At 43.3% G+C, this 21,247-nt stretch carries 17 protein-coding genes; 1 reads left to right on the top strand and 16 read right to left on the bottom strand.

What is annotated here, in order from left to right:
• Positions 1-181: 181 nt before the first annotated feature.
• The 7 genes from DW000_RS09265 to DW000_RS09235 all read right to left on the bottom strand — a co-directional run bounded on the left by DW000_RS09265 (position 182) and on the right by DW000_RS09235 (position 6,188).
• Positions 182-769 carry a hypothetical protein gene (locus tag DW000_RS09265; protein ID WP_120056179.1) on the bottom strand — a complete coding sequence of 196 codons (588 nt, stop codon included), beginning with the start codon at positions 767-769 and terminating at the stop codon, positions 182-184.
• Positions 770-815: 46 nt separating this feature from the next.
• Entirely contained in the window at positions 816-1,415 is a 600-nt protein-coding gene (locus tag DW000_RS09260; protein WP_120056177.1) for a hypothetical protein, read from the bottom strand.
• Between the two features lie 91 nt (positions 1,416-1,506).
• Complete coding sequence (locus tag DW000_RS09255; protein WP_120056175.1) at positions 1,507-2,265, bottom strand: SDR family NAD(P)-dependent oxidoreductase; 759 nt, start codon at positions 2,263-2,265, stop codon at positions 1,507-1,509.
• A gap of 345 nt (positions 2,266-2,610) precedes the next feature.
• Positions 2,611-3,612 (bottom strand): electron transfer flavoprotein subunit alpha/FixB family protein, encoded by a 1,002-nt coding sequence (locus DW000_RS09250; protein ID WP_120056173.1) that lies wholly within the window; start codon positions 3,610-3,612, stop codon positions 2,611-2,613.
• Positions 3,612-4,601, bottom strand: coding sequence for an electron transfer flavoprotein subunit beta/FixA family protein (locus DW000_RS09245; RefSeq protein WP_120056171.1), 990 nt, complete (start codon positions 4,599-4,601; stop codon positions 3,612-3,614). Before DW000_RS09245 ends, DW000_RS09250 begins: the two co-directional genes overlap by 1 nt.
• Before the next feature lie 4 nt (positions 4,602-4,605).
• A complete protein-coding gene (locus tag DW000_RS09240) occupies positions 4,606-4,884 on the bottom strand; it encodes a ferredoxin family protein (RefSeq protein ID WP_004694335.1) in 279 nt (92 codons plus the stop codon).
• A complete protein-coding gene (locus tag DW000_RS09235; RefSeq protein ID WP_120056169.1) occupies positions 4,881-6,188 on the bottom strand; it encodes an FAD-dependent oxidoreductase in 1,308 nt (435 codons plus the stop codon). Before DW000_RS09235 ends, DW000_RS09240 begins: the two co-directional genes overlap by 4 nt.
• Before the next feature lie 388 nt (positions 6,189-6,576).
• On the opposite strand from DW000_RS09235, the gene DW000_RS09230 reads away from it, so the two are divergent.
• Complete coding sequence (locus DW000_RS09230; protein WP_004697882.1) at positions 6,577-7,038, top strand: helix-turn-helix domain-containing protein; 462 nt, start codon at positions 6,577-6,579, stop codon at positions 7,036-7,038.
• A 157-nt stretch (positions 7,039-7,195) separates the two neighbouring features.
• Here DW000_RS09230 and DW000_RS09225 read toward each other — a convergent pair whose 3' ends face one another.
• The 9 genes from DW000_RS09225 to DW000_RS09185 form a co-directional block, all read right to left on the bottom strand.
• Positions 7,196-8,518 (bottom strand): aminotransferase class I/II-fold pyridoxal phosphate-dependent enzyme, encoded by a 1,323-nt coding sequence (locus DW000_RS09225; protein ID WP_120056167.1) that lies wholly within the window; start codon positions 8,516-8,518, stop codon positions 7,196-7,198.
• Positions 8,519-8,929: 411 nt separating this feature from the next.
• Entirely contained in the window at positions 8,930-10,798 is a 1,869-nt protein-coding gene (locus tag DW000_RS09220) for a TonB-dependent receptor (RefSeq protein WP_120056165.1), read from the bottom strand.
• A 22-nt stretch (positions 10,799-10,820) separates the two neighbouring features.
• A complete protein-coding gene (locus tag DW000_RS09215) occupies positions 10,821-11,732 on the bottom strand; it encodes an ABC transporter substrate-binding protein (RefSeq protein WP_120056163.1) in 912 nt (303 codons plus the stop codon).
• Position 11,733: 1 nt separating this feature from the next.
• Positions 11,734-15,357 carry a cobaltochelatase subunit CobN gene (gene cobN / locus DW000_RS09210; RefSeq protein WP_120056161.1) on the bottom strand — a complete coding sequence of 1,208 codons (3,624 nt, stop codon included), beginning with the start codon at positions 15,355-15,357 and terminating at the stop codon, positions 11,734-11,736.
• Between the two features lie 3 nt (positions 15,358-15,360).
• Entirely contained in the window at positions 15,361-17,388 is a 2,028-nt protein-coding gene (locus DW000_RS09205; RefSeq protein ID WP_120056159.1) for a VWA domain-containing protein, read from the bottom strand.
• A gap of 2 nt (positions 17,389-17,390) precedes the next feature.
• Positions 17,391-18,320 (bottom strand): AAA family ATPase, encoded by a 930-nt coding sequence (locus DW000_RS09200; RefSeq protein ID WP_120056157.1) that lies wholly within the window; start codon positions 18,318-18,320, stop codon positions 17,391-17,393.
• A 96-nt stretch (positions 18,321-18,416) separates the two neighbouring features.
• Complete coding sequence (locus tag DW000_RS09195; RefSeq protein ID WP_120056155.1) at positions 18,417-19,262, bottom strand: ABC transporter ATP-binding protein; 846 nt, start codon at positions 19,260-19,262, stop codon at positions 18,417-18,419.
• Positions 19,262-20,299, bottom strand: a complete 1,038-nt coding sequence (locus DW000_RS09190) for an iron ABC transporter permease (protein ID WP_120056153.1) — start codon at positions 20,297-20,299, stop codon at positions 19,262-19,264. Before DW000_RS09190 ends, DW000_RS09195 begins: the two co-directional genes overlap by 1 nt.
• Positions 20,292-21,245: an ABC transporter substrate-binding protein gene (locus DW000_RS09185; RefSeq protein WP_120056151.1), complete on the bottom strand. Its 954-nt coding sequence runs from the start codon at positions 21,243-21,245 to the stop codon at positions 20,292-20,294. Before DW000_RS09185 ends, DW000_RS09190 begins: the two co-directional genes overlap by 8 nt.
• Positions 21,246-21,247 lie beyond the last annotated feature (2 nt).

The following is a 21,247-nucleotide window of genomic DNA, read 5'->3' as shown; positions in this document are numbered from 1 at the left end:
TCGTTGCCGCACCCGCATAGCGGGTGGTTTTATGATTCGCGACTACGTCTCGAGCCAGTCTAAAGACAATAACAAAAACGGCCCCTCATATGAGGAGCCGTTCTATATAAAACCCTTACAGTGTCCATGCGAGTGCTTCACCACAACTCGCATGCCATCCCATTAGGCCTGGACTTTTATATTATTTTGTATGTTGTTTTGGGGCTACTGTATTAGCAACGATGGCTTTAGCCATGTCACGAGTTACAGGGCGTTCGAAGTACATCCCATGAGTTTGTCCGTCTTTTGTCCAACCTATGAGATATACCATTTTATTACCGCCTTTGAAAACAACCTTTGTGCCGTTTACTTTTTCATTAGCTGTTACACGAAAATCGTTATAATCGCCGCTGATATCTTCTTTTATTTCATTGGCTATGCGATGGACGATGCGTTTGCCTGCAGCTTGATTACGAGTAGCATCTTCACCAGCTTGGTAAACATAAACTACTTGCAATATATCTTTATCAATAGTACTTACAGACTCAATGTTGTAACCCACAGGTAATACCTTAGGCATTTGAGGTGTAATGTTCATATATCTAGCCGCTTCATCTACAGTAGAAAACTCATGAAACGGACTTGGCATACCAACCATTGGCGCTTCTTGTTGCGCTACCACAGATTTAGGTTGATCTGGTTTTACATCAAGAGTACCTTGAGCACCAGCAACAGTATAAGAACCTACACATGCACAGGCAACTGCCATCAAGACCAATTTTTTAACCATGGGTATAATCTCCCTTCGCTCAACACGAAAATTATTAAAAACACATTTATTTTGTATGTGATTTTTCCTCAACAATATTACGAATTATAGCCTTCGCCATATCTCGCGTAACGGGATGCTGAAACTCTAAAGAGTGATTCTGCCCATCTTTCATCCACGATGCAAGATAGACCTTTTTCTTACTGCCTTTGAAAGTAACCTTTGTACCGTCTACACGTTCAGTTTCTATTACCTTATGAATTTTATGGTCGCCACTAATATCACCAGCTAACTTAGATGAGCGATATATAATAAGTGCACCGCTAGCTTTGTTGTAATATGGCTTCGCGCCAGGTCCATAGACATAAACAACTTGTAATATATCTTTTTCTAAGGTTATGACAGATTGAATATTAAAGCCTACAGGTAACAACTTTGGCATCTGTGGTGTTATATTCATATACTCCGCTGCTTGTTGAACTGTGGTGAACACATGTACCGGACTCGGCATAATAACATTTGGTTCTGCCGCTTCAACTGATATGCCACCAATCATAGGCATAGACTCGCCTTTATTAGCCGGCGCTTCGGCACTAACAATGTTATATAAACCAATAAATGCACATACAAAAGTAGCCAATAAAAATATCTTTATCTTTACTTCCATACAACAATCTCCGCGCAATGAATTTGATAAAATTATATTTATCAAAGCTCACGCAGCAATTATACTCTAAATGATATAAAATTTCAAGTAACTATTTCTTATGTACCATAAACCCAGCTGCTTGTTGATTTGCCATGATTGTGACATCAGAAATTTGCAAGCGTTTAGGTTGGTTTGTTACGTATAGCACAACGTCCGCCACATCCTCAGGTTGGATGGCATCGATGCCGGCGTAGACGGCTTTAGCTTTTTCCGCATCACCGTGAAAGCGCACTTCACTAAATGGAGTCTCTACGATGCCCGGTTGAATGGTTGTGACCTTAATATCTGTAGCAATCGTATCCATGCGAATACCATCGCTCAACATCTTAACGGCCGCCTTTGTAGCGCAGTAAACAGCGCCACCTGGATATGCGTATATACCAGCGGTAGAGCCCATATTTACAATATGGCCTGCGTTTTTATCAATCATATAAGGTAGTACAGCCTTTGTTACATATAAAAGACCTTTCACATTCGTATCGATCATAGTCACCGCATCATCGACAGCACTATCTTGGAAAGGATCCAAACCTTGCGCAAGACCTGCGTTATTTACAAGGACATCAACGCCACCAAACGCTTCAATTGCTGCTGGAACCTTGCTTTCAACATCCTCACGACTTCGCACATCAAGAACTAACGTCTCAACACGCACGCCATACTCCTTAGACAAACGAGCCTGCACCTCAGCCAACACCTCAGCACGACGGCCGGAAATCAAAACATTATCGCCATACTTTGTATACGCCTCGGCAATACAAAGACCAATACCAGACGTTGCACCAGTAACAAAAACATTACGAGCCATAAGAACCTCCTTATCAATCCGAACTATATCTATAGCCTAATTATACCACTTCAATAAGTAATGGACTCTAGCATATACTACCTATGTAAATATAAAATGATATGTCGGCGCAGTAGTTTATAATACTTGAACATTTGAGCTCTACAGCAGCAGTAAACCAAATAGGGATACCTATTCGAAGCCGCCTTGGGCGCTACACGTACCATTCCGCCCTTCCCCAAATGACATATTGACGCATCTGAAAGGAAATCGTATAGAGATGAAAAAGGATTACCGTTCCGGAAGCGACTTAGGTCACTATGGAGCCTTTCGGGACGGTAATCCTTTGTAATCAGTTATATAGTTTTATTTCAGATGCGCCAACATATCATTTAACACTTCCATGCAATCCCCCACGATCCCATAGTTAGCGTGTTGGAAGATTTCTGCATTTGGATCGTTATTGATAGCTACAATTGTGTCAGCACCGGAGATACCGCTCACGTGTTGAATAGCACCGGAGATACCGAATGCCAAGTATAGTTTAGGACTTACAGTTTTACCTGTTTGGCCTACTTGGTAAGGCAATTCAATCCAGCCCTTTTCAACGAGGGGGCGTGTAGCACCTACAACGCCGCCAATAGCATCGGCAAGTTCGTAGAGCTTATCGAAGTTTTCTTTAGAACCCATACCGCAACCGCCGGCTACGATGATATCCGCTTCTTGGATATTGTAACCATCTTTACTAAACGGAATGAAGTCGAGACGCTTCATGCGGATGTCTTCAGGGTTAAGGTCGAATGGTTCAATTTGAATGCGGCCCCAGCTATCTGCAATGCGGTCCGGCTTCTTAAATACATTAGGACGGACAGAACCCATTTGTGGACGGTGATTTGGGGAAATAATTTCAGCTAAAATATTGCCACCCAAGGCAGGGCGTGTCCATTCTACAAGGCCTTCTGTAGTATCTACTGTCAAAATGGTACAGTCAGCTACGACACCATTTTTCATGCGACCAGACATGCGAGGTGCCAAGTCACGGCCATTGTTTGTAGCGCCAATCAAAAGGATATTAGGCTTATGGTCTTCAAAGAAATCTGTCAAAACCTTTGTATAGCCGTCTGTTGTATAATATTTCAAAAGAGGGCTTTCAAAAACGTGAACAATATCGGCACCATGTGCCACGAGTTCCTCCGCCTCGGATTGAACATTCTCACCAAGAAGCATAACTTGAACGAGTTGGCCCAATTCCTTAGCGATTCGACGAGCTTGACCGATAAGTTCGTACGTAACCGGATGCACTACGTCATCGATGGTATCTGCTACGACAAAGACATCTCTATATTCATCAAAATTTGTCACTCCCATTATCGATCACCTCCTTTGGAACCTTCTTCACCTTTAACAGCTGCTAAAATCTTAAACTCACTGGAGGATACACTTTCAACAGTGGCAGCCCGCTGCACAGGATCTTTTACATCTACGCCCTCATCATTGGTATCTACAGGCTCTTCAACCAGTTCTTCGCTAGGCACTAATAGATGAGAAAACTTTTCTGGCTTGATATTATAAGCTAATTCAAGAACCTTTTTAGCCCCTTCTTCCACGGATGAAAGCATTTCTACCTTGCCTCGAAGCGGCGGTTGATATACCTTACGAACGCGCGTAGGAGAGCCATTGAGACCAATACGACTTTCATCAATATTAGGCATATCACGCAATGTAATATGGGAAATTTCATAACGTTTCGCGTAAATAGAGCTCCAGAGCCCTGGTTGACGAGGCTCATTGAGTTCAGCTGTCGCCGTTACCAATAGTGGTAATGGAGCCTCAATCACCTCATAACCATTTTCATGCTCTCGTTTTACAATCGCCTTTTGAGCCGCCTGATCTACGGTCAACTCACAAGCATACGTAGCTTGCGCCATGCCTAGTTCCTCCGCAATTTGAGGGCCTACTTGCGCTGTATCTCCATCGATAGCCTGCTTGCCGCAGAAAATCATTTGGAACTCGCGATTCATGGTACGTTGAATATGACGAATGGCAGAGGCAATCGTATAGCTTGTAGCCAATGTATCAGCACCACCGAAAGCACGGTCTGTAATGAGCACCGCATCATCTGCACCGAGGGATAAACACTCGCGAAGTGCCGCCTCGGCTTGAGGAGGCCCCATAGTGACAACGGTTACACGACTACCTTCATATTGGTCTTTTACCGCAAGAGCTGCCTCTAACGCATGCATATCGTAAGGGTTTACAATACTAGGCAGACCTGTGCGGATGAGATTATTCGTTTCCGGATCCAGCTTAATCTCAGATGTATCTGGAACCTGTTTGATACATACTAATAACTCCATACACTCACCCCTGTCTAAATTCTACGCCCTTAGCGTTACGCGGATATTTCCAAGTTTTTACGATTGTTTCGCCACAGAGAACACGGCAGGTGCCGCACTCAAGACACCCAGCGAAATCAAAGGCTAAATCGCCATTTTCTTGTAATGTATATAGACCGGCAGGACAGCCGTTTACGAGTTTCATTTTCTCTTCCAAGCTAAAGCCGGCGCCATCCACAATGATATGAGGAGACGTTTCATCTACATAGTATTTATTGGCGCCCAAGCGCTCTTCTAATTTCATAGGGAACGCACCCCTTTCCAAGCATCACGAATCAAGGTAACTAAACCAACATCACTTACACTACCCATCAATTTCTTCATCATTGGGACTGCACCATCACCATTTACAGTGAATACATCGCGCATCACATTATTCACAAGAGCTGGATACTCTTTGAATATGCGAGGGTTTGATGCGAGGAAGGCAGGCATATTTTTATAAAGCTTCATATCCTTATATAACCAAGAATTCTTGATTTGACGTTCATACAATTTAGCAACGCGCTCCATGTTTTCATCGCGCAATGCTACGTTAACCGCATCGGCTGCACACATGCCAGATTCGATGGCAAGGTCCATACCACGAATGGTATACCCCAAGTTCATACACATACGCGCCGCATCACCGACGATAACATACCCATTACCGCCCAACTTAGGCAACGCTTTAAATCCGCCTTCTGGCACGAGATGCGCACTATGCTCCTTCAATTGGCCATTTTTTAATAATGGTGCGATTCTTGGATGATTGGTGAAAGCTATCAACATGTCATCTACAGATTTATTGGCTTTGCCGATATCTTCAAGGCCTACAACCATACCTACAGAAAGACTGTCTTTATTCGTATAAATAAAGCCACCACCCAATAGACCATCGGTCATATCGCCCAAAGTAAGCCACGCCATCCCCTCATCGCCAGATAGCATGAGGCGATTTTCAAGATCTTCTTTTTTGAGTTTATATACTTCTTTCACCCCTACAGCCATTGTTCTTGGATCTGTAGGACCTGTAAGACCAGCTTGTTCCAATAATAATGTGTTAGAACCTTCTGCGATGATAACTAGTTTTGCATATACTTCGTCATCGTGACAGCGAACCCCTATTACACGACGACGTTTTCCTTCACCTTCGGTAATAAGCTCTGTTACCTGTACATTAGATACGAGAAGAGCACCTTTTTTCTCCGCCTCTTCTGCTAACCATTTATCAAATTTAGCACGCAATACTACGTAGGATTCTTCATTAGGTTCACCATCTTGGTAACTGTACTCGATAGTGGTCATTTCATTGCCTGTACCAATAGAAATGCGCTCTTTTGTCACCTTTCGTTCCAACGGCGCACGGTCTCTAAAGTCCGGTACAAGACGTTCCAAAGAATGTGTGTAGATGCGTCCCCCCATCATATTCTTAGCACCTGGTGCGGTACCGCGTTCGATAAGTAAAACTTTTACCCTCTGCTCCGCTAAGCGTAATGCTGCCGCAGAACCCGCTGGCCCTGCGCCAACAACGATAACATCAAATGTTTCATTGCGATCAATTGCCATATACTCAGCTCCTTTAAATGAAAGCTTAGACTTACATAAGTTCATATAGTATATATATTTCTCTATTTAGAACCAAAATACCTTTAAAAATTATCACAGAAAGATGAATATATTCTATATTTTTCAGAAATATATTATAAAAGTCTATACATGTTGTATATATACTCATTATATATTAATACTAATGTATACTTTCTGTTCTAGATAAGTGCAATAAAATTCATCAATTCGTGAATTTTATAAGTAAGTCTAGCTTTCACGGTAAAAGTAGCGTATGATAAAGGTAGCAAAAACCCTATACGGAGCAAGACGCGTATAATACGACCGCATAATGCAAGTCCACGGTCAAGGTTGGGAACTCGTTATTTTTTAATTAAGAGGAGGCCCTATGGACCCGTTAAAAATCTTGAAAGCATTATCAAATCCGCATCGGTTAGATATTATATTGTGGCTAAAACACCCGGAAAAAGAATTCGGTGTACAAGTACACTCTAACACTCTTATCGATTTCCCTCATAGTGTGAGCGTTAAGAGTATCCAAAAGCGCTGCGGTGTATCGCAATCTTCTATTTCTACATTTATGAGCATCTTAGAGAATGCTGAACTTGTAGAATCGCGTAAAATCGACCAATATACCTATTTCCGTCGCAACGAAGAGGTTATTCACGAATTTGGCGAATGGTACAACAAAGAAGTATCCATACAATCTGACGAAATTGACAAATTATTAGAAACGGTTATCTTAGAAGACACTTCATATCCATCAATTGATGAAAGCTCCATACCTAGCGAGCAACTGGCAGTCGAAATACGTACTAAGGGACCGCAGCATGATGAAGAAAGTAAATAAAAGCCCTTCCCTACTTACCATATCTAGGGAAAAACGAAAAGAGCTATAATATTCAAAATTATAGCTCTTTTTTATGTGATACTATACCACTTATAGTATATATATAACTCATAACTTAAAAAGAGTGCCTTCCCATTTGGGAGGGCACTCTTTACTTTTATACATTTCGTTGTGCTTCGTAAGCTCTGAATAATTTAGATAATAATTCAGGAGCCAATCGCAATAGCTCTGGGTTTTCACAGAAAGACACACGCAATTGTGTTTTACCAGGGTTATTATCGCCATTTTTACCGCTATAGAAGCCATTGAGCGGCGCCATGAGGAGTGTATATTCCTTGCCATCATCAAGGCTTACTGCACCGTGTTCGGCACACCAAGAAGCAAATTCTACACCATCAAAGCCAGGTTTTGCAACCTTTCTCACGTCGATTACAAAGTAAATAGACGCTTCAGGGCGAGACACGATAAAGTCCGGTTCTGCCTCTTTAAAACCTTTGTGGAGTTCAAAGATCATTTGACGATAGTAGTCGCGTTGTTGCTCATACCAGTTGTGTAATTGCGCGTAGGACTCATGTTTCAATGCGCCAAAGATATATTGACCCAATGTATTAGCGCTGAGGTTTGCCGTATATTCCGCAACAGATTTTTCATAGCATAATTTATTATCCGTAATGATAGCTCCAATGCGAAGCCCACACGCATTCCAAACCTTACTAGCCGTTTCAAGGCTAATACGGCGACCTTCGATGCCAGGCACATCTTTATCGGTTAAAGCCCAAATGCTAGATGTTTCTTTCCCTTTTTCATAAGCCAATTCACGGTACGCTTCGTCAGAGATAATCCATAAATTATGTTTAACGCACAATTTTGTATATTCAATGAGCGTTTCTTTGCTAAATAATTGACCTGTAGGATTATCATAAGGAATGATAAGCAACGCCCCAGGTTTTGTCTCGATAATGCGTTGTTCAACAGTCTCTACAGAGGGCAATTCGAACTCACCATTTTCATTGAGTTCCCGTTCTACAGTAACCGTTTTACGACCAATGCGAAGACCTACTGCATCATAGTTTGTATAAGAAGGATTGAACATCAAAAGAGGACGTTCTTCTTCGCCAGCACCACCACATACGCCGAGCATGATGATTTCCATCGCCATGGATGCACCATCTGTTACAAGTACATCAAGCCCTGTTGTATCAAAGCCTTGGCTGCGCAAAATGTGGAGGAATGCTTCTCGACACTCATCAGTGCCCGTAGTTGGTACATATGGCACAATCCCATTATGGAACGGGCTATTGACACCGCCCAAATCAAACAACCTACGCTGCATGGCGGGATGCATAGGACGCATTACATTGCCAATAGAACCATTAACCAAGATAGGCGGGTTCTTACGTTCCAAGAATTTAATTTGTCCTAGGCGAATGCCAGACGGCTTCCGAGCCATCATATACGGCGATAATTCTGGTTGTTTCATTTCGATCCAACTCCTCTAAAAATCAACCTTCTCCATTGGAAGGTTTTGATAACTGTGAAAGTAACAAAACACTTACTATACAAGCAAATATACAAGTACATCACAAAACATAAACTATGAATACCTATAGATAGATACATAATATTATAGAGCTTTTACTATAGAAAATCTATAGTTTTATAACATATACTTATTTACCTATACTTAATTTATCGGTTATTGAAAATAGCTCTCATGGTACTTAGTGCGGTCTCAATATACCATCAAAAACTATAATAAAAATGAAAGAGCCCCACGAGAGGCTCTTTCACCATGATATAGATTACTTTTTGATGCTATACAAATAACTACGACGTAATTGTCAATTATTAGTATAGCTTTATAATCGAACCATTACAGTAGTTATATCTATTAGATAGTCACTTCTACACCTAGACGGAAGTTGCGACCTTGACCTGGCCACCAGTCACCAGGGTTGCCCCAACGAACGTTAGATTGTTCTGCATAGTATGTATCAAAGATATTATTGATACGACCAAATATAGTAACATTTTCGCGTACACGATAGTTAGCGCTGATATCCGCCAACCAGTACGTTTTACGTGGGAATACATTATCTGCAGGGCCAGGACGATTAATGATACCGCGGATATCCAAATGAGCATCCCATTTAGCATCGTTGTAATCAAGGCCTGCATTAACAGCATGTTTTGGCACATACCCATCGCGATTTGCTTTGCGAGTTGGTGTCGCATCAATATGAGTATACGTATAGCCAAGGCGTGCGGACAAGTGGTTCGTCAATTGTTTACGCACATCCGCATTGATGCCACGAGCTTTTTCAGTGTCAAAATTGCGATATTGACCTGTAAAATTTGCTGGATCTGTCATAACCCAACCGATTTTATCCTTCGTACTACGGCTGAAGAAACTAAGATTACTATTCCATGTTTTACCGAATTTATGGTGTACACCTAAATCAAATTCATGACCTGTTTCCGGTTTCAAATTGCGATTGCCATTGAAGCCATCAAATAATTGGTATGGTGTAGGTGCCAAGAAGTACTCTTTATACGCAGCATATACATTTGTTTTCTCATTTACATCATAGCCAAGACTAATGGATGGAGATGTATGTGTACCGAAGGAGGAATGATGGTCAACGCGGATACCAGGCGTTACAGTCCACTTAGGAGCGAATTTCCACTCATCTTGAATGAAGTAAGATGTATTCGTAAGCTTCACCCCGCCCATATTAAGCACCTTATCTTGTCTCCAATCAAAGCCGCCTACTACAGTATGGTCTTTTGCTTTATACGTAACTTGATCCCCAATACCACGAGTCTTCACATCCGTTAAGTACCCATCATATGTTGTTTTATAATGATTGTTCATCAAGTATAATTGATGGCTCCAGCGATTACTGATTTTGTTGTTCCAAATCGCACGCAAGGAGTCATTCGCTTCATTACCATAACGAATATGGTTAAGGGCACCCAAATGGTCGGAATACATCACATCACCACGATATGTATCGTAAGCTATTTTTACATCGTTCTTATCATTGATTTTATTGCCCACCATGAAAGATGCACTATGGCTGTTGCCATGTTGCGGAACGCGTACGCCATGACCATCTTTATAGGAACCAATAATATCTTTTTGTATGCCTACACGCCAATACCAATCATTTTGGCTACCTTCGTTGGTAATTGCGTATTGCTCTAAATCATTGCTGCCACCCATCACGCGAAGCTTAGTTTGTACACCTTGCTCAGGTTTTGCGGTGATTACATTTACTACACCACCAATGGCACCGGAACCATACAATGTAGAGCCTGCACCACGTTGAACTTCAATGCGATCAATACTAGACATATCTTTCAAAATAGTCATCGGCGGATTCACACCAGCCGCCCCCATATTGATGCCGTCTACCAAATACAATACTTGGTCAGACCCATTGATGCGGAATGCATTGGAGTTCGTGTAACCTACGCCACCACCATACGTATTAATATCTACGCCCGGTACGATGTTCAAGGCTTCGTTCATATTCGTAGCATGGCGCTCACGAATATCGTCGCCTGTTACTACGCCTACACTAGCTGGCACTTCTGAAAGCTGTTGTTCACTACGAGTCGCCGTAACAACAATGGTATGCGCTTCTTTCGCATCACCAGCGTCAACAGCTGATACACTAGAAGCACTCAATGTGCTACCAAATACGAGAGCTAACCCTATGTACATGGATAATCGTTGCATTCTTGATACTTTCATAAAAACCTCCACACACACTAAATCATTTGTTATATATATTTTGTGCCATAGAAACCATTGCACGAGTCATAAATTGAGAATAACTCATGACCTGCGAGGAATCTACGAGGAACACACGACGATTGGCGATGGCCTTAACCCCTTGCAAAGCAGGGTCAGAATAGAGCTGTTCTGCCGTTGCTGGCGTAGTACCATCCGAAGTATAGGCCACCGATGGGATGATGATAATGTCTGGATTCGCTTTAATTAAATCCTCTCGCGTCCCATTATCAAAAGGCCCCAAGCCTAATTGGGCGGCCCCATTGGTAACCTTCAGATATTTAGTCATATCATCAAAGGTTGACCCTTTGCCACCGGTTAAACCAAATTGCGTATAAAATGCTACTACAGGGCGTTCACCGGTATGTTTATTGGCTAACGCTTCGACAGTTTTCAAATCTGCATCCATGCTAGCAATCATCTTTTCATCCGAAGCGTGTAAGAGTCCTGCAATTTCATGGATAACTGCTTTTGCTTCTTCTACCGTAGTCGGAGTCTTATAGACGTAAACGGGAATCTGCATATTCCGCATTTCCCCAATTGCATCTGGAGACATCCAGTTTGGAACTAATACTAAATCAGGTTGTACTGAAAGCATGGATTCAGCAGTTGCTTTCACATGCGTCCCCACCTTGGCAGACTCGTCAGGCACATTGTTAGGCACGGTGCCAACGGCTGCTACTCGGCTCGGATCAACCAAGGATAACACTATATCCTCTGTACTGGCAGCAATAGGGACGATTCGCTTCGGCTCACTAGGCACCGTAACAGTTACACCAGTGCCATCCGTAACTTGATGTGTCGTGCCCGTTGTCCCCGTCTGCGTAGGACCACAGCCGACCACTAAAAGTACCATCATTACTATGGTACATATGATAGAAATTCTTTGTTTCATACTAACGACCTTCTATAACCCCTTCCATGGAAATAAATAATGATTGCAAATCCTGTAATATTTCAGGCGATGCATTCCAATAGCCACGTTGAGAAGCCTCTAGCAAGGTTTCTGTAATGCGCTGTAAGGCCCAAGGATTTACATTGCGCATCCAGTCTTGTACCGTCTTGTCTAAAGCATACTTATTAGCATACCCTTCATAGACCCAGTCTGGTACGACATCACTCGTAGCATCCCAACCAAAGGTATGGGATACGACATTCGACATATCCGATGCCCCTTTGTAGCCATGTTTCATCATGGCTTGAATAAATTTAGGGTTCTGCGTTTCCCCTCGCACGACGCGGCGAATTTCGTCACCTAAGGGCCTCATCACAACACGACTGCGGTCTGAGCTATCCCCCACATAGGCGCGCGGCGCACTGCCCTTTGCGGTGCGCACCGCCGCAATGAGACCACCGTGATAACTATAATAATCATCAGCACTCATAATATGGGTTTCTCGATTATCTTCGTTCTTAATGGTCACATCCATCGTAGTTAATCGACGTTGGAACAGCCTCATGTCCTGAGGAATGTCCTTGTGCAGATGAAAGCTACTCCACTTGCTGTAAACTTGAGCAATATCTTGTACGGATTCCCAGTTTTTGCCTTCAATCAAGGCTCCCACACCCGTGCCATAAGCTTGGGGCGGATCACCAAAGATACGGAGTCTAGCCTTTTTAGTAGCCAATAGAGGGTCCTCACCTTGCTCAACGAGCCAGTCTACATCATCGTGAATATGCTTTTTCACGTAGTTATCTTCCAACGACTCATCTAATTCTGCCACCATTTCAACGGCTTTGTCGAGCCAGCCGATAGCAGTAGGCATCATATCTCGAATGAGGCCACTGATGCGGCCCATCACATCGATGCGAGGGCGCTGCAATTCCTCTAAAGGAATCACTTCTAAACCTGACACGCGACCGCCCGATTGCCATTTAGGTCGAACTCCTAACAAGTAAAGGAACTCACCCAAGCACTGACCATGACTTCTAGAATTGCTCGTAGCCCATAGGATGATGCCAATCGTCTCAGGATACCGTTGTTCATTCAAAATATAGTCAGCGATAACTTGATCTGCTAACTCTATGCCTAATTGATAGGCTATCTTCGTCGGTAAAGCTCTTTCATCTAAACCATAGAAGTTACGCCCCGTAGGCAGTACGTCGACTTGACCGCTCGAGGGGGATCCCCCAGGACCAGGCTCTACATATCTGCCCTGTAAGGCATTTGAAATGGAGCTTAGCTCGTTCTTGGTGTCACCTAATTTAGGAATATACTCTCGAACGATAGCATTCGCCAAAGGTTCTAACCGTTCGGGCACTGTATAATCTGATGTATTGACCACATAGCTTACAAAGCTACGCAATTCATTCCAAATTCGATCTATGGTAACACTATATCGTATACCATCTGAATGAATTTCGCCAGCATGTTCCACCATATAGGACCAATCATAACCTAATTCTTCTGCGATGGTAGCAAGACCTGATGGAATTTCACCTTGAGGGGTGCTTACAATAGCAGTAATAAATTCTTCTAAATTCTCCCCTTCAGGCCCTTTCCCCAAGATGTGCAAGCCATTACGCATCTGCATATGTTTCAAGTCGCTCAGCTTTTCATGGACCTCTGTAATAATATCGTCCACCGTCATCGTTAAGCCTCGACCTTCATCGATGAGATGACACTCCATGGCCTTTTCCCGAATCACTTCGCCTATATTAGAGACGCTTTCAGGATGTTCCTGCTCAAAATGACTATGCTCATCGAGCAAGGACGCTAATTCTTCGAACTCATCGTAAAGGCCCGCCGTCGTCATCGGTGGCGACAAGTGCCCCACTAAACAAGCCGAGCTACGCCGCTTGGCTTGTATGCCTTCCCCTATAATGGTCGTCCAATAAGGATAAATATTTGGCAAACTAGAAATACCGATTTCAGGATAACAACTAGCGCTGAGGCCAGCTCCTTTACCTGGCAGCCATTCTAGAGAGCCATGGGTACCAACATGGATGACTGCATCAGCTTGAAAGACGTTCCGCACCCAGTGGTAAAAAGCCAAATATTGATGCGGTGGTGGCAAACATGGATCGTGATAGATGGCAGATACATTCTCTCCGAACCCGCGCGGCGGTTGTACCGTAATCCACAGATTGCCATTGGAAAAACCTGGTATGATGACTTCATCATCGTAGACAAATACATCTCCTGGGGCCTCCCCCCAAGATGTAATCATAGCTTGTTGCGTATCTGCTGGCAGTGTTTCAAAGTATGCTTTGTAATCCTTACTGCTCAAGCGACCTTCAGCCGAAGCTAGCAACTCATCGGAAAGCATGGAGCGGTCGTTTGTCATATGGGACGTTACCACATCCATCAAATCTGCACTCGTTTCTGGCAACGTATCGATGGTATAGCCTTCTGCTTTCATGTCTCGTAATAACCGCAGCACCGACTCAGGCGTATCTAGGCCTGCTGCGGAACCAATATTGGAATTCTTAGGCGGATAATTATGTAATATAACGGCCACTTTTCGTTCCGATACAGGAATATGGCGCAATTTAGACCATTTAATAGCTCGCCGTACAATAGCAGCGATGCGTTCTTTTACAGGCAAGTATATATAGTGGCCACGCTCATCATAGGTTTGGCACGCTACGACACCGCCTTGAATAACCCCATCTAGCTCAGGCTGAGATATAGATAAATTCACGTCTAAAGGCGTTACACCTTGTGGATTCTCGGCCCAAGATTTCTCATCCATGTATATGGTATAACCCTGAACGATAGGAACGCCCTGTAATTTTAACTCCTCCAAGGTTTGAGCCCCTAAGGACTGGAAGGAGAATTTACAAGTATTTATAAGCACATCAAAGGGGAATATATCCTTTCCAAAAAGATGATTCATGGACAACTTCATATTCGGAATGCCTACGCGCGGATTTGAGCCATACTGACCATAAAAGATAATCGGATTGTACTGATGCTTATAAATCTCTTCAAATAAGGCCTGTTGATACTCAATGTCCCCCATAATCCATTCGTCGCGGTAAAAGTATACTGCGATAGATGACCAATCTCGATGACCTTCGGCATCCATAAACTCATCATAAGTTTTGTAAATATTGCCTTCTCGACCCATGATGGCTTGCCAAGGAATAGGATCTGGCTCTTCCCATTCAGAGGTAGGTTTAGTACTGAAAGCACCATTGATTAAGCGTACATAATTCATGACCCCACTGGTTCGGCGGTAGCTTTCAAGAAAAATCCGTTTATCCTCATCCAAATTACGATATAAAATATCCGTCTTCTTAGGCTCTACCACATCGATCCAGTATTTAGGATGATGAGCATATAACCAGCGTTCCAAGCGTTCTAAGAAGGGCGAATCTAAACCAACCCCCATATTCGTTACCAAAACTACATCGGCAGCGCGTAAGCGACTTTCAAAGTCAGCATCCCATTGAGGAGGCTTTTTCATATTGCAAAGGTCCACCTCGCCCTGTAAGAGTTCCGGGTAAGTGGCAACAGCTTTTTCTATATATTGGATTTGTTTTCCTAAATTAGAAATATACAGGAGACGACTCATGATCTACCTCCGCGATACACGCAAAATACTATCTGATGTAATAGAGTCCATCGCATAATAACTGCCATTCATTAATTTACACAATTCCTTAGCCAGACCGAGCTTGATAAAGCCCGTTTCCGTATCGATAACTATACAATCTACAGGCAGCGTTCCTAGAATACGAGCCCATTGTTTTGCCTCTGCTACTGGATTCTCTGAATCGCCTGAAGTAGCACGACCATCGGTAATACATATCATTTGAATCCGCTCTGTTGAATGTCTACGAAGCAATCTATCACACATAGTATAGGCCACTCGTAAGCCTTGAGCTAAAGGGGTCTTTCCCCCTGTTGGCAATTTTGCTAACAATCGCTCTGCTCGCTCTACACTACGAGTAAAAGGCAATAGTACCTCTGCTGAATCCTTGCGAAATGCAATGAGTCCCACCGAATCACGGTGAATATAGGAGTCTCGCAATAAGCTCAAAATTGCGCTCTTAGTCGCCTCCATGCGATGTCGGGCTGCCATAGAGCCACTAGCATCCACTACAAAAAGCTGGTACGCACCGATCCGCTTTTCACGAGCTTTTCGGCGGTAATCTTGGGGTTTTACTACAATAGATAGCCCTTTTAAATCATGATGCTCTGTTTGTGGGGCCCTTTGACATAAGCATTCTGATGTAACAGATCGCTCTACCACATTTAATGGGGTATCTGCCTGTAATGGCGTTACCCTTTCAACGGCTCGCAATCGTTGATACGGTGCGGCTGCACGCAATGTGTCAATTAAGGCCAAATCCTCTAAAGCATGTTCATCTTGATAGGCTCGAATCATGCGCCCTCTAATGTCCTTTGTTTTAGTCATGAGGCGCCGACCGGAACCCTTACGGTACTGACGGTCTACTGTTTTAGAAGATTGCAGTTTCCACTGAAAAAATTGGTTAGCTATACGGGCAACAGTATCTGGCAAACATAAAGAAGATATTCTATCAGATACATCACCTTGAGTATTCATTGAATCAGAAGTTCCCCACTCATTCGCTGTAGACTCTAATGTTTCTGGATGATTGGATGTCCTTGATTTACCATCATCAAAATCCATATCACTTGAGCCATCATGACCATCACTATTTGAATTATCTAGCCCATTAGCATTTAACTCGTCAGAATGGAATTCATCACGCTTGGAATCTTCGGAATCAAAGTTATTAGAGTCGTCCATATCCGAATCATCCATTGCTGATTCGGTATTCTTCTGGAACTGGTTTTGGTCACTTGTACTATTAGATGCCTCTCCTTGTGAAGTCCGAGACTCAGGTGTATCATTGCGTTTCATGCGATGAGGTAGTACATAGAGAGCGGCTCGTTCCGCATGAGACGGCTTACAGTAAGAACTGCCATCAAGAACTGCTAAGGATTTCATAACTTGTAATAATATATACTCTGCACCATGACCTACTGTGTGAGCTTGCAATGCATAGGATATAGCCAGTGAAAGCATGGCATCGGAAACAACTATCAATTGAACTCGTTTAGGATCTATTAGGCCCAATAAATCCTCAGATAAAGGCTCAATTTCATCTCGCCTTCGTCGTAACACCTTCACCTTAGATTGTAGTGTAGGTGCGTCCATAGATACATGCACATCTACGAGTTCCCACTCCGCATCATCTAAAGTTCTATCCTCATGATTTATGGTCAGTATCAGTAGTATTTGACGACGTTTCGCTTCTACCAATAGTGTATGACGGACTTCAGACGATAAAACGTGAGCATCATCGACGACCCAGCATCGAATACTCATATCACCTAACAAGCCAGATGCCATAACCATCTTGCTCTGTGCAAGGGATGCTTCAAAATCGATGGACTCTTGTAGTTGTGAACTATCTATATAAACAGGTATCAAACGATATGGAATTTGCCATTTCTCGAAATACTGGCGAAGTAAATAACTTTTACCCACACCGGTACCACCAGAAATGACAATGGTATGAATCTGGTCGTTTACAAGGCCTATTTTGAGGGCCTCTTGTACAGATGTTTCCATAACTAGTCCTCAAACACTGCGGATACTACTGTATCAATACGGTCTTCATCGTGACCTTGTTCTTCAAAGGGCAAGCGACGTAAGCGATGTTTTAACGCTAATCGTGCCGCCACCTTAAGGTCTTCCGCAGTAATTTGGTTGCGACCGTGAAAGGCTGCATGAGCACAAGCCGTATGCATCATCGTAATGTCTGGGCGATGTCCATCGACGCCGACACCAATGCTAATACTCGCTATTTTTAACAAAATATCATCAGATGGAATGATACTCGGCAATAATTCACGCGCTTGTAATAAACGTTCGTGCAGGCTACGTTCTGATTCCTCGTAAGATGCTACAAAGCTTTTAGGATTGTCGCCAAAGGCGAGGCGACGCTTGATAACCTCCATACGTTGTGCTGGGTCCTGTTCTCCATAGACCATGACAGATAGTCCGAAACGGTCTAACAGTTGAGGTCGAAGGTCGCCTTCTTCAGGATTCATCGTTCCTACGAGAATAAAACGAGATGGATGAGAGTGGCTCACTCCTTCCCGCTCTACCGTATTCACCCCCATAGCTGCCACATCTAATAAAATATCTACAATATGGTCATCTAATAGATTAACCTCGTCTACATAGAGGATATTTTGATGGGCTGCGTGTAAAATACCCGGTTCAAAGGCTTTTACCCCCTCTTGCAATGCCTTTTCCAAATTTATGGATCCTACAACGCGATCTTCCGTAGCATTGATAGGTAGCTCAACAACAGACATCGCTGATGCGCCTGTTTCCATAGGAGGTAACAGATTCGCTAACGCACGTACAGCCGTAGACTTAGCAGTGCCTTTTTCGCCTTCAATTAACACACCGCCGATTGATGGGTTTATGGCATTGAGCAACAAGGCCAATTTCATTTCATCTTGACCAACAATAGCAGTAAATGGATATAGCATACGTCTAACCTCACTCAGATTCGCAATACAAAACTGTCGCCATACCTAATAAATCAATAATCCCTAAGATAACTCAAGTATCATAATCCACTCTAACTATTTCAGATTTGGATCAATAGATATTGCTGTATTAGCATCAGTTTGTTTAAAGTCATCAATATTTGTAGTTCCTTTTGGGAATACAAAGATACGTTGTTGTTTAAAGTACGGATCATCGTAAACCGCGGCCGATAAACGAAACGCTTTTCGTAGATTTTCTGCCGTCAATACATCACGAGGCGTACCTACATCAATGATGTGTCCATCGCTAACCAAAACGAGTTTAGTGCAGTATTTTGCGGCTAATTCTAAGTCATGAACAACAATTAAAATCGTTTTACCTTCGTCACATAATCTGCGCCCTTCATGAAAGATATCGTCAGCGTAGACTAAATCGAGCGCCGCCGTCGGTTCATCGAGTAACAACACCTCTGTTTGTTGTGCTAATGCCTTAGCCAAGAATACCCGTTGTCGCTCACCGCCGCTCAAAGATTGTACGGACCGATGCCGCAAGTGATACACGCCCACCTCTTTCATGGCATTTTCTACAATGACCTTATCTTCAGGGCCCTCTTGTTGCCACCATTTCAAATACGGATAGCGGGCAGTCATCACAATATCGATGGCTTCATAATCAAAGGAAACATTGACGGACTGCTGCATATACGCCACATGATGAGCGATTTCCTTGTCGCTCAAAGAAGTGATGCTTTTACCATCCCAGAAAATATCTCCACCAGATGTAGGATAAAGGCCACGCAATGCTTTTAACATTGTTGTCTTACCAGAGCCATTAGGGCCGATAATGCCTACGAACTCGCCCCGCTCAATAGCAAAGGATGCCTCTTTTACAATAGTTGTATCTCCTAATGTGACAGATAGAGATTGAACATCTAGTTTCATTAGGCCCCTCCTTTACAACGCAAGCGATGAAGTAAATATAGAAAATACGGTGCTCCTAAGAGAGCTGTCATGATACCGACGCGAATCTCCACTGGTTGAGCAATAACGCGACCTAATGTATCACAGAATACGAGGAATAATGCGCCTCCAACGGCCGCCATAGGCAATAGTATTCGATGATCTGGCCCTACTAAGATACGCACAATATGTGGTACCACAAGACCTACAAAGCCAATAGAACCACTGACGCACACCGCAGTAGCAGTAACGACGGATGCCAAAAACAGGAATAACATGCGGTACACCATAACAGGCAAACCCAAGGCACGCGCCTCTGTATCGCCGAGAACGAGTACATTCAGGTGACGACCGAGCATCATTAATATAACGCTACCCGTCATGATAGGTCCTACCGCCAATAGAACGTGGTCCCAACGACGGAAATCGAGGCCCCCCACCATCCAAAATAGGAATTCACGTAGGCGATATTCATTAATCATCGTCAAGATCCCCGATGTAAAAGCACCGAGAAGCATACTAACAGCAACCCCTGCTAGCAACAATGTAGTCGTGTCGAGTTTGTTATTACGCCACGTTAAGAGAATCGTAATCCCAACGGATACAAAGGCCCCTACAAAGGCAAAAGCAGGCATGTAAAACATACCGAGAGATGTCACGCCAAGAGCAATGGCAATAACGGCGCCGAGAGATGCCCCTGCGGATACCCCCATAATACCTGGATCCGCCAAAGGGTTTGAGAAAACGCCTTGCATAACGGCGCCAGCGATCGCCAAGGCACCGCCTACGAGCAGTCCAATGATGAGGCGCGGCATGCGGATAAACCACAGTACTGCCTCTTGTTCAGCAGAAATAGGTTCAGTAAAACTCACTGGTATGCCCATACCATTCAAAATACTTTGGACGCCCCCTCCAATAGGAATCATAATGGTCCCTACATGGAGTGCCAATAAGCTCACTATACATAGCAATACCCCAATCAGAGTGATCGCCATGATGCGTTGTGTCTGTTTAGTCATGAGAATTCCTTTCTAATTGAGGATACACAGTATACATAATGGCTAACATCGCTTCGCCAATATGCTGATTCATAGTATATAAGTACGCTGCCGGTAAGGGCTTAACGTGATTTTCCTTGATAGCAGGTAAATTTTGAAAGGCTGGATTTTTTAAATATCGATCCGCCAAATTCTTATCCATTCCCTTATAGGAAGGAATAAAGATATAGTCTGGATTCATGGCTAACACCCGTTCCTCCCCAAAGGGTATGTGCGGTGGTAAGCCAATCCGATCAGGTGCATTATAGATACTCATATAGTGACACATATCATCAAAAAGGCTTCCTGTTCCCGTATATCCGTCCATAGATGATACAAAGAGAACCGTCTTGCGCTGCTCAATTGGAATAGATTCTGCTAGGTGCTTTATTTCATCTATTTCACGATGAATCTTCCGAATGTAAAAGCTACCCTTTTCATCTTCGCCGATAATATGAGCAATATCCATCACATTCTGAATCACTCCATCCACCGTAGAAGGGGTAGGTACCACAACAGTGGCTATACCCATGTGCCGTAAGCCATAGATAACATCAGCCGATATATAATCTGGCGCTATAACGAGATCCGGTTTCAAGGCTATGATTTTCTCCAAAGGATACGAACTCAACACTGGTTTTACCAGCTTTGCGCGCTTTGCCTCTAGCGAATATTCCTCATAGGTAGACAATTTATTAATGCCTGCTAAACGTTCTGGTTCTATAAGTCCTAATAAAATTGTGTCGACCGCAGAAGACAGTGATAAAATCCGTTTTGGATGCTCTGGAACAGCAACTTGAACGCCATCATGACTGTCAACATAACGAGTATATGGCGTTACATTTGCCTCCGATTGAGGTCCACAACCCGCTATACATACACAAAGGAGTATCATCAAACATATGAAAAATCCAATTTTCTTGTTCATGA

The organism is Veillonella sp. AF36-20BH, assembly GCF_003602765.1.
Classification (GTDB): Bacteria; Bacillota; Negativicutes; order Veillonellales; family Veillonellaceae; genus Veillonella; species Veillonella hominis.
The sequence above is the reverse complement of the archived record's forward strand: the minus strand, read 5'-3'. Positions and strand labels throughout refer to the sequence as shown.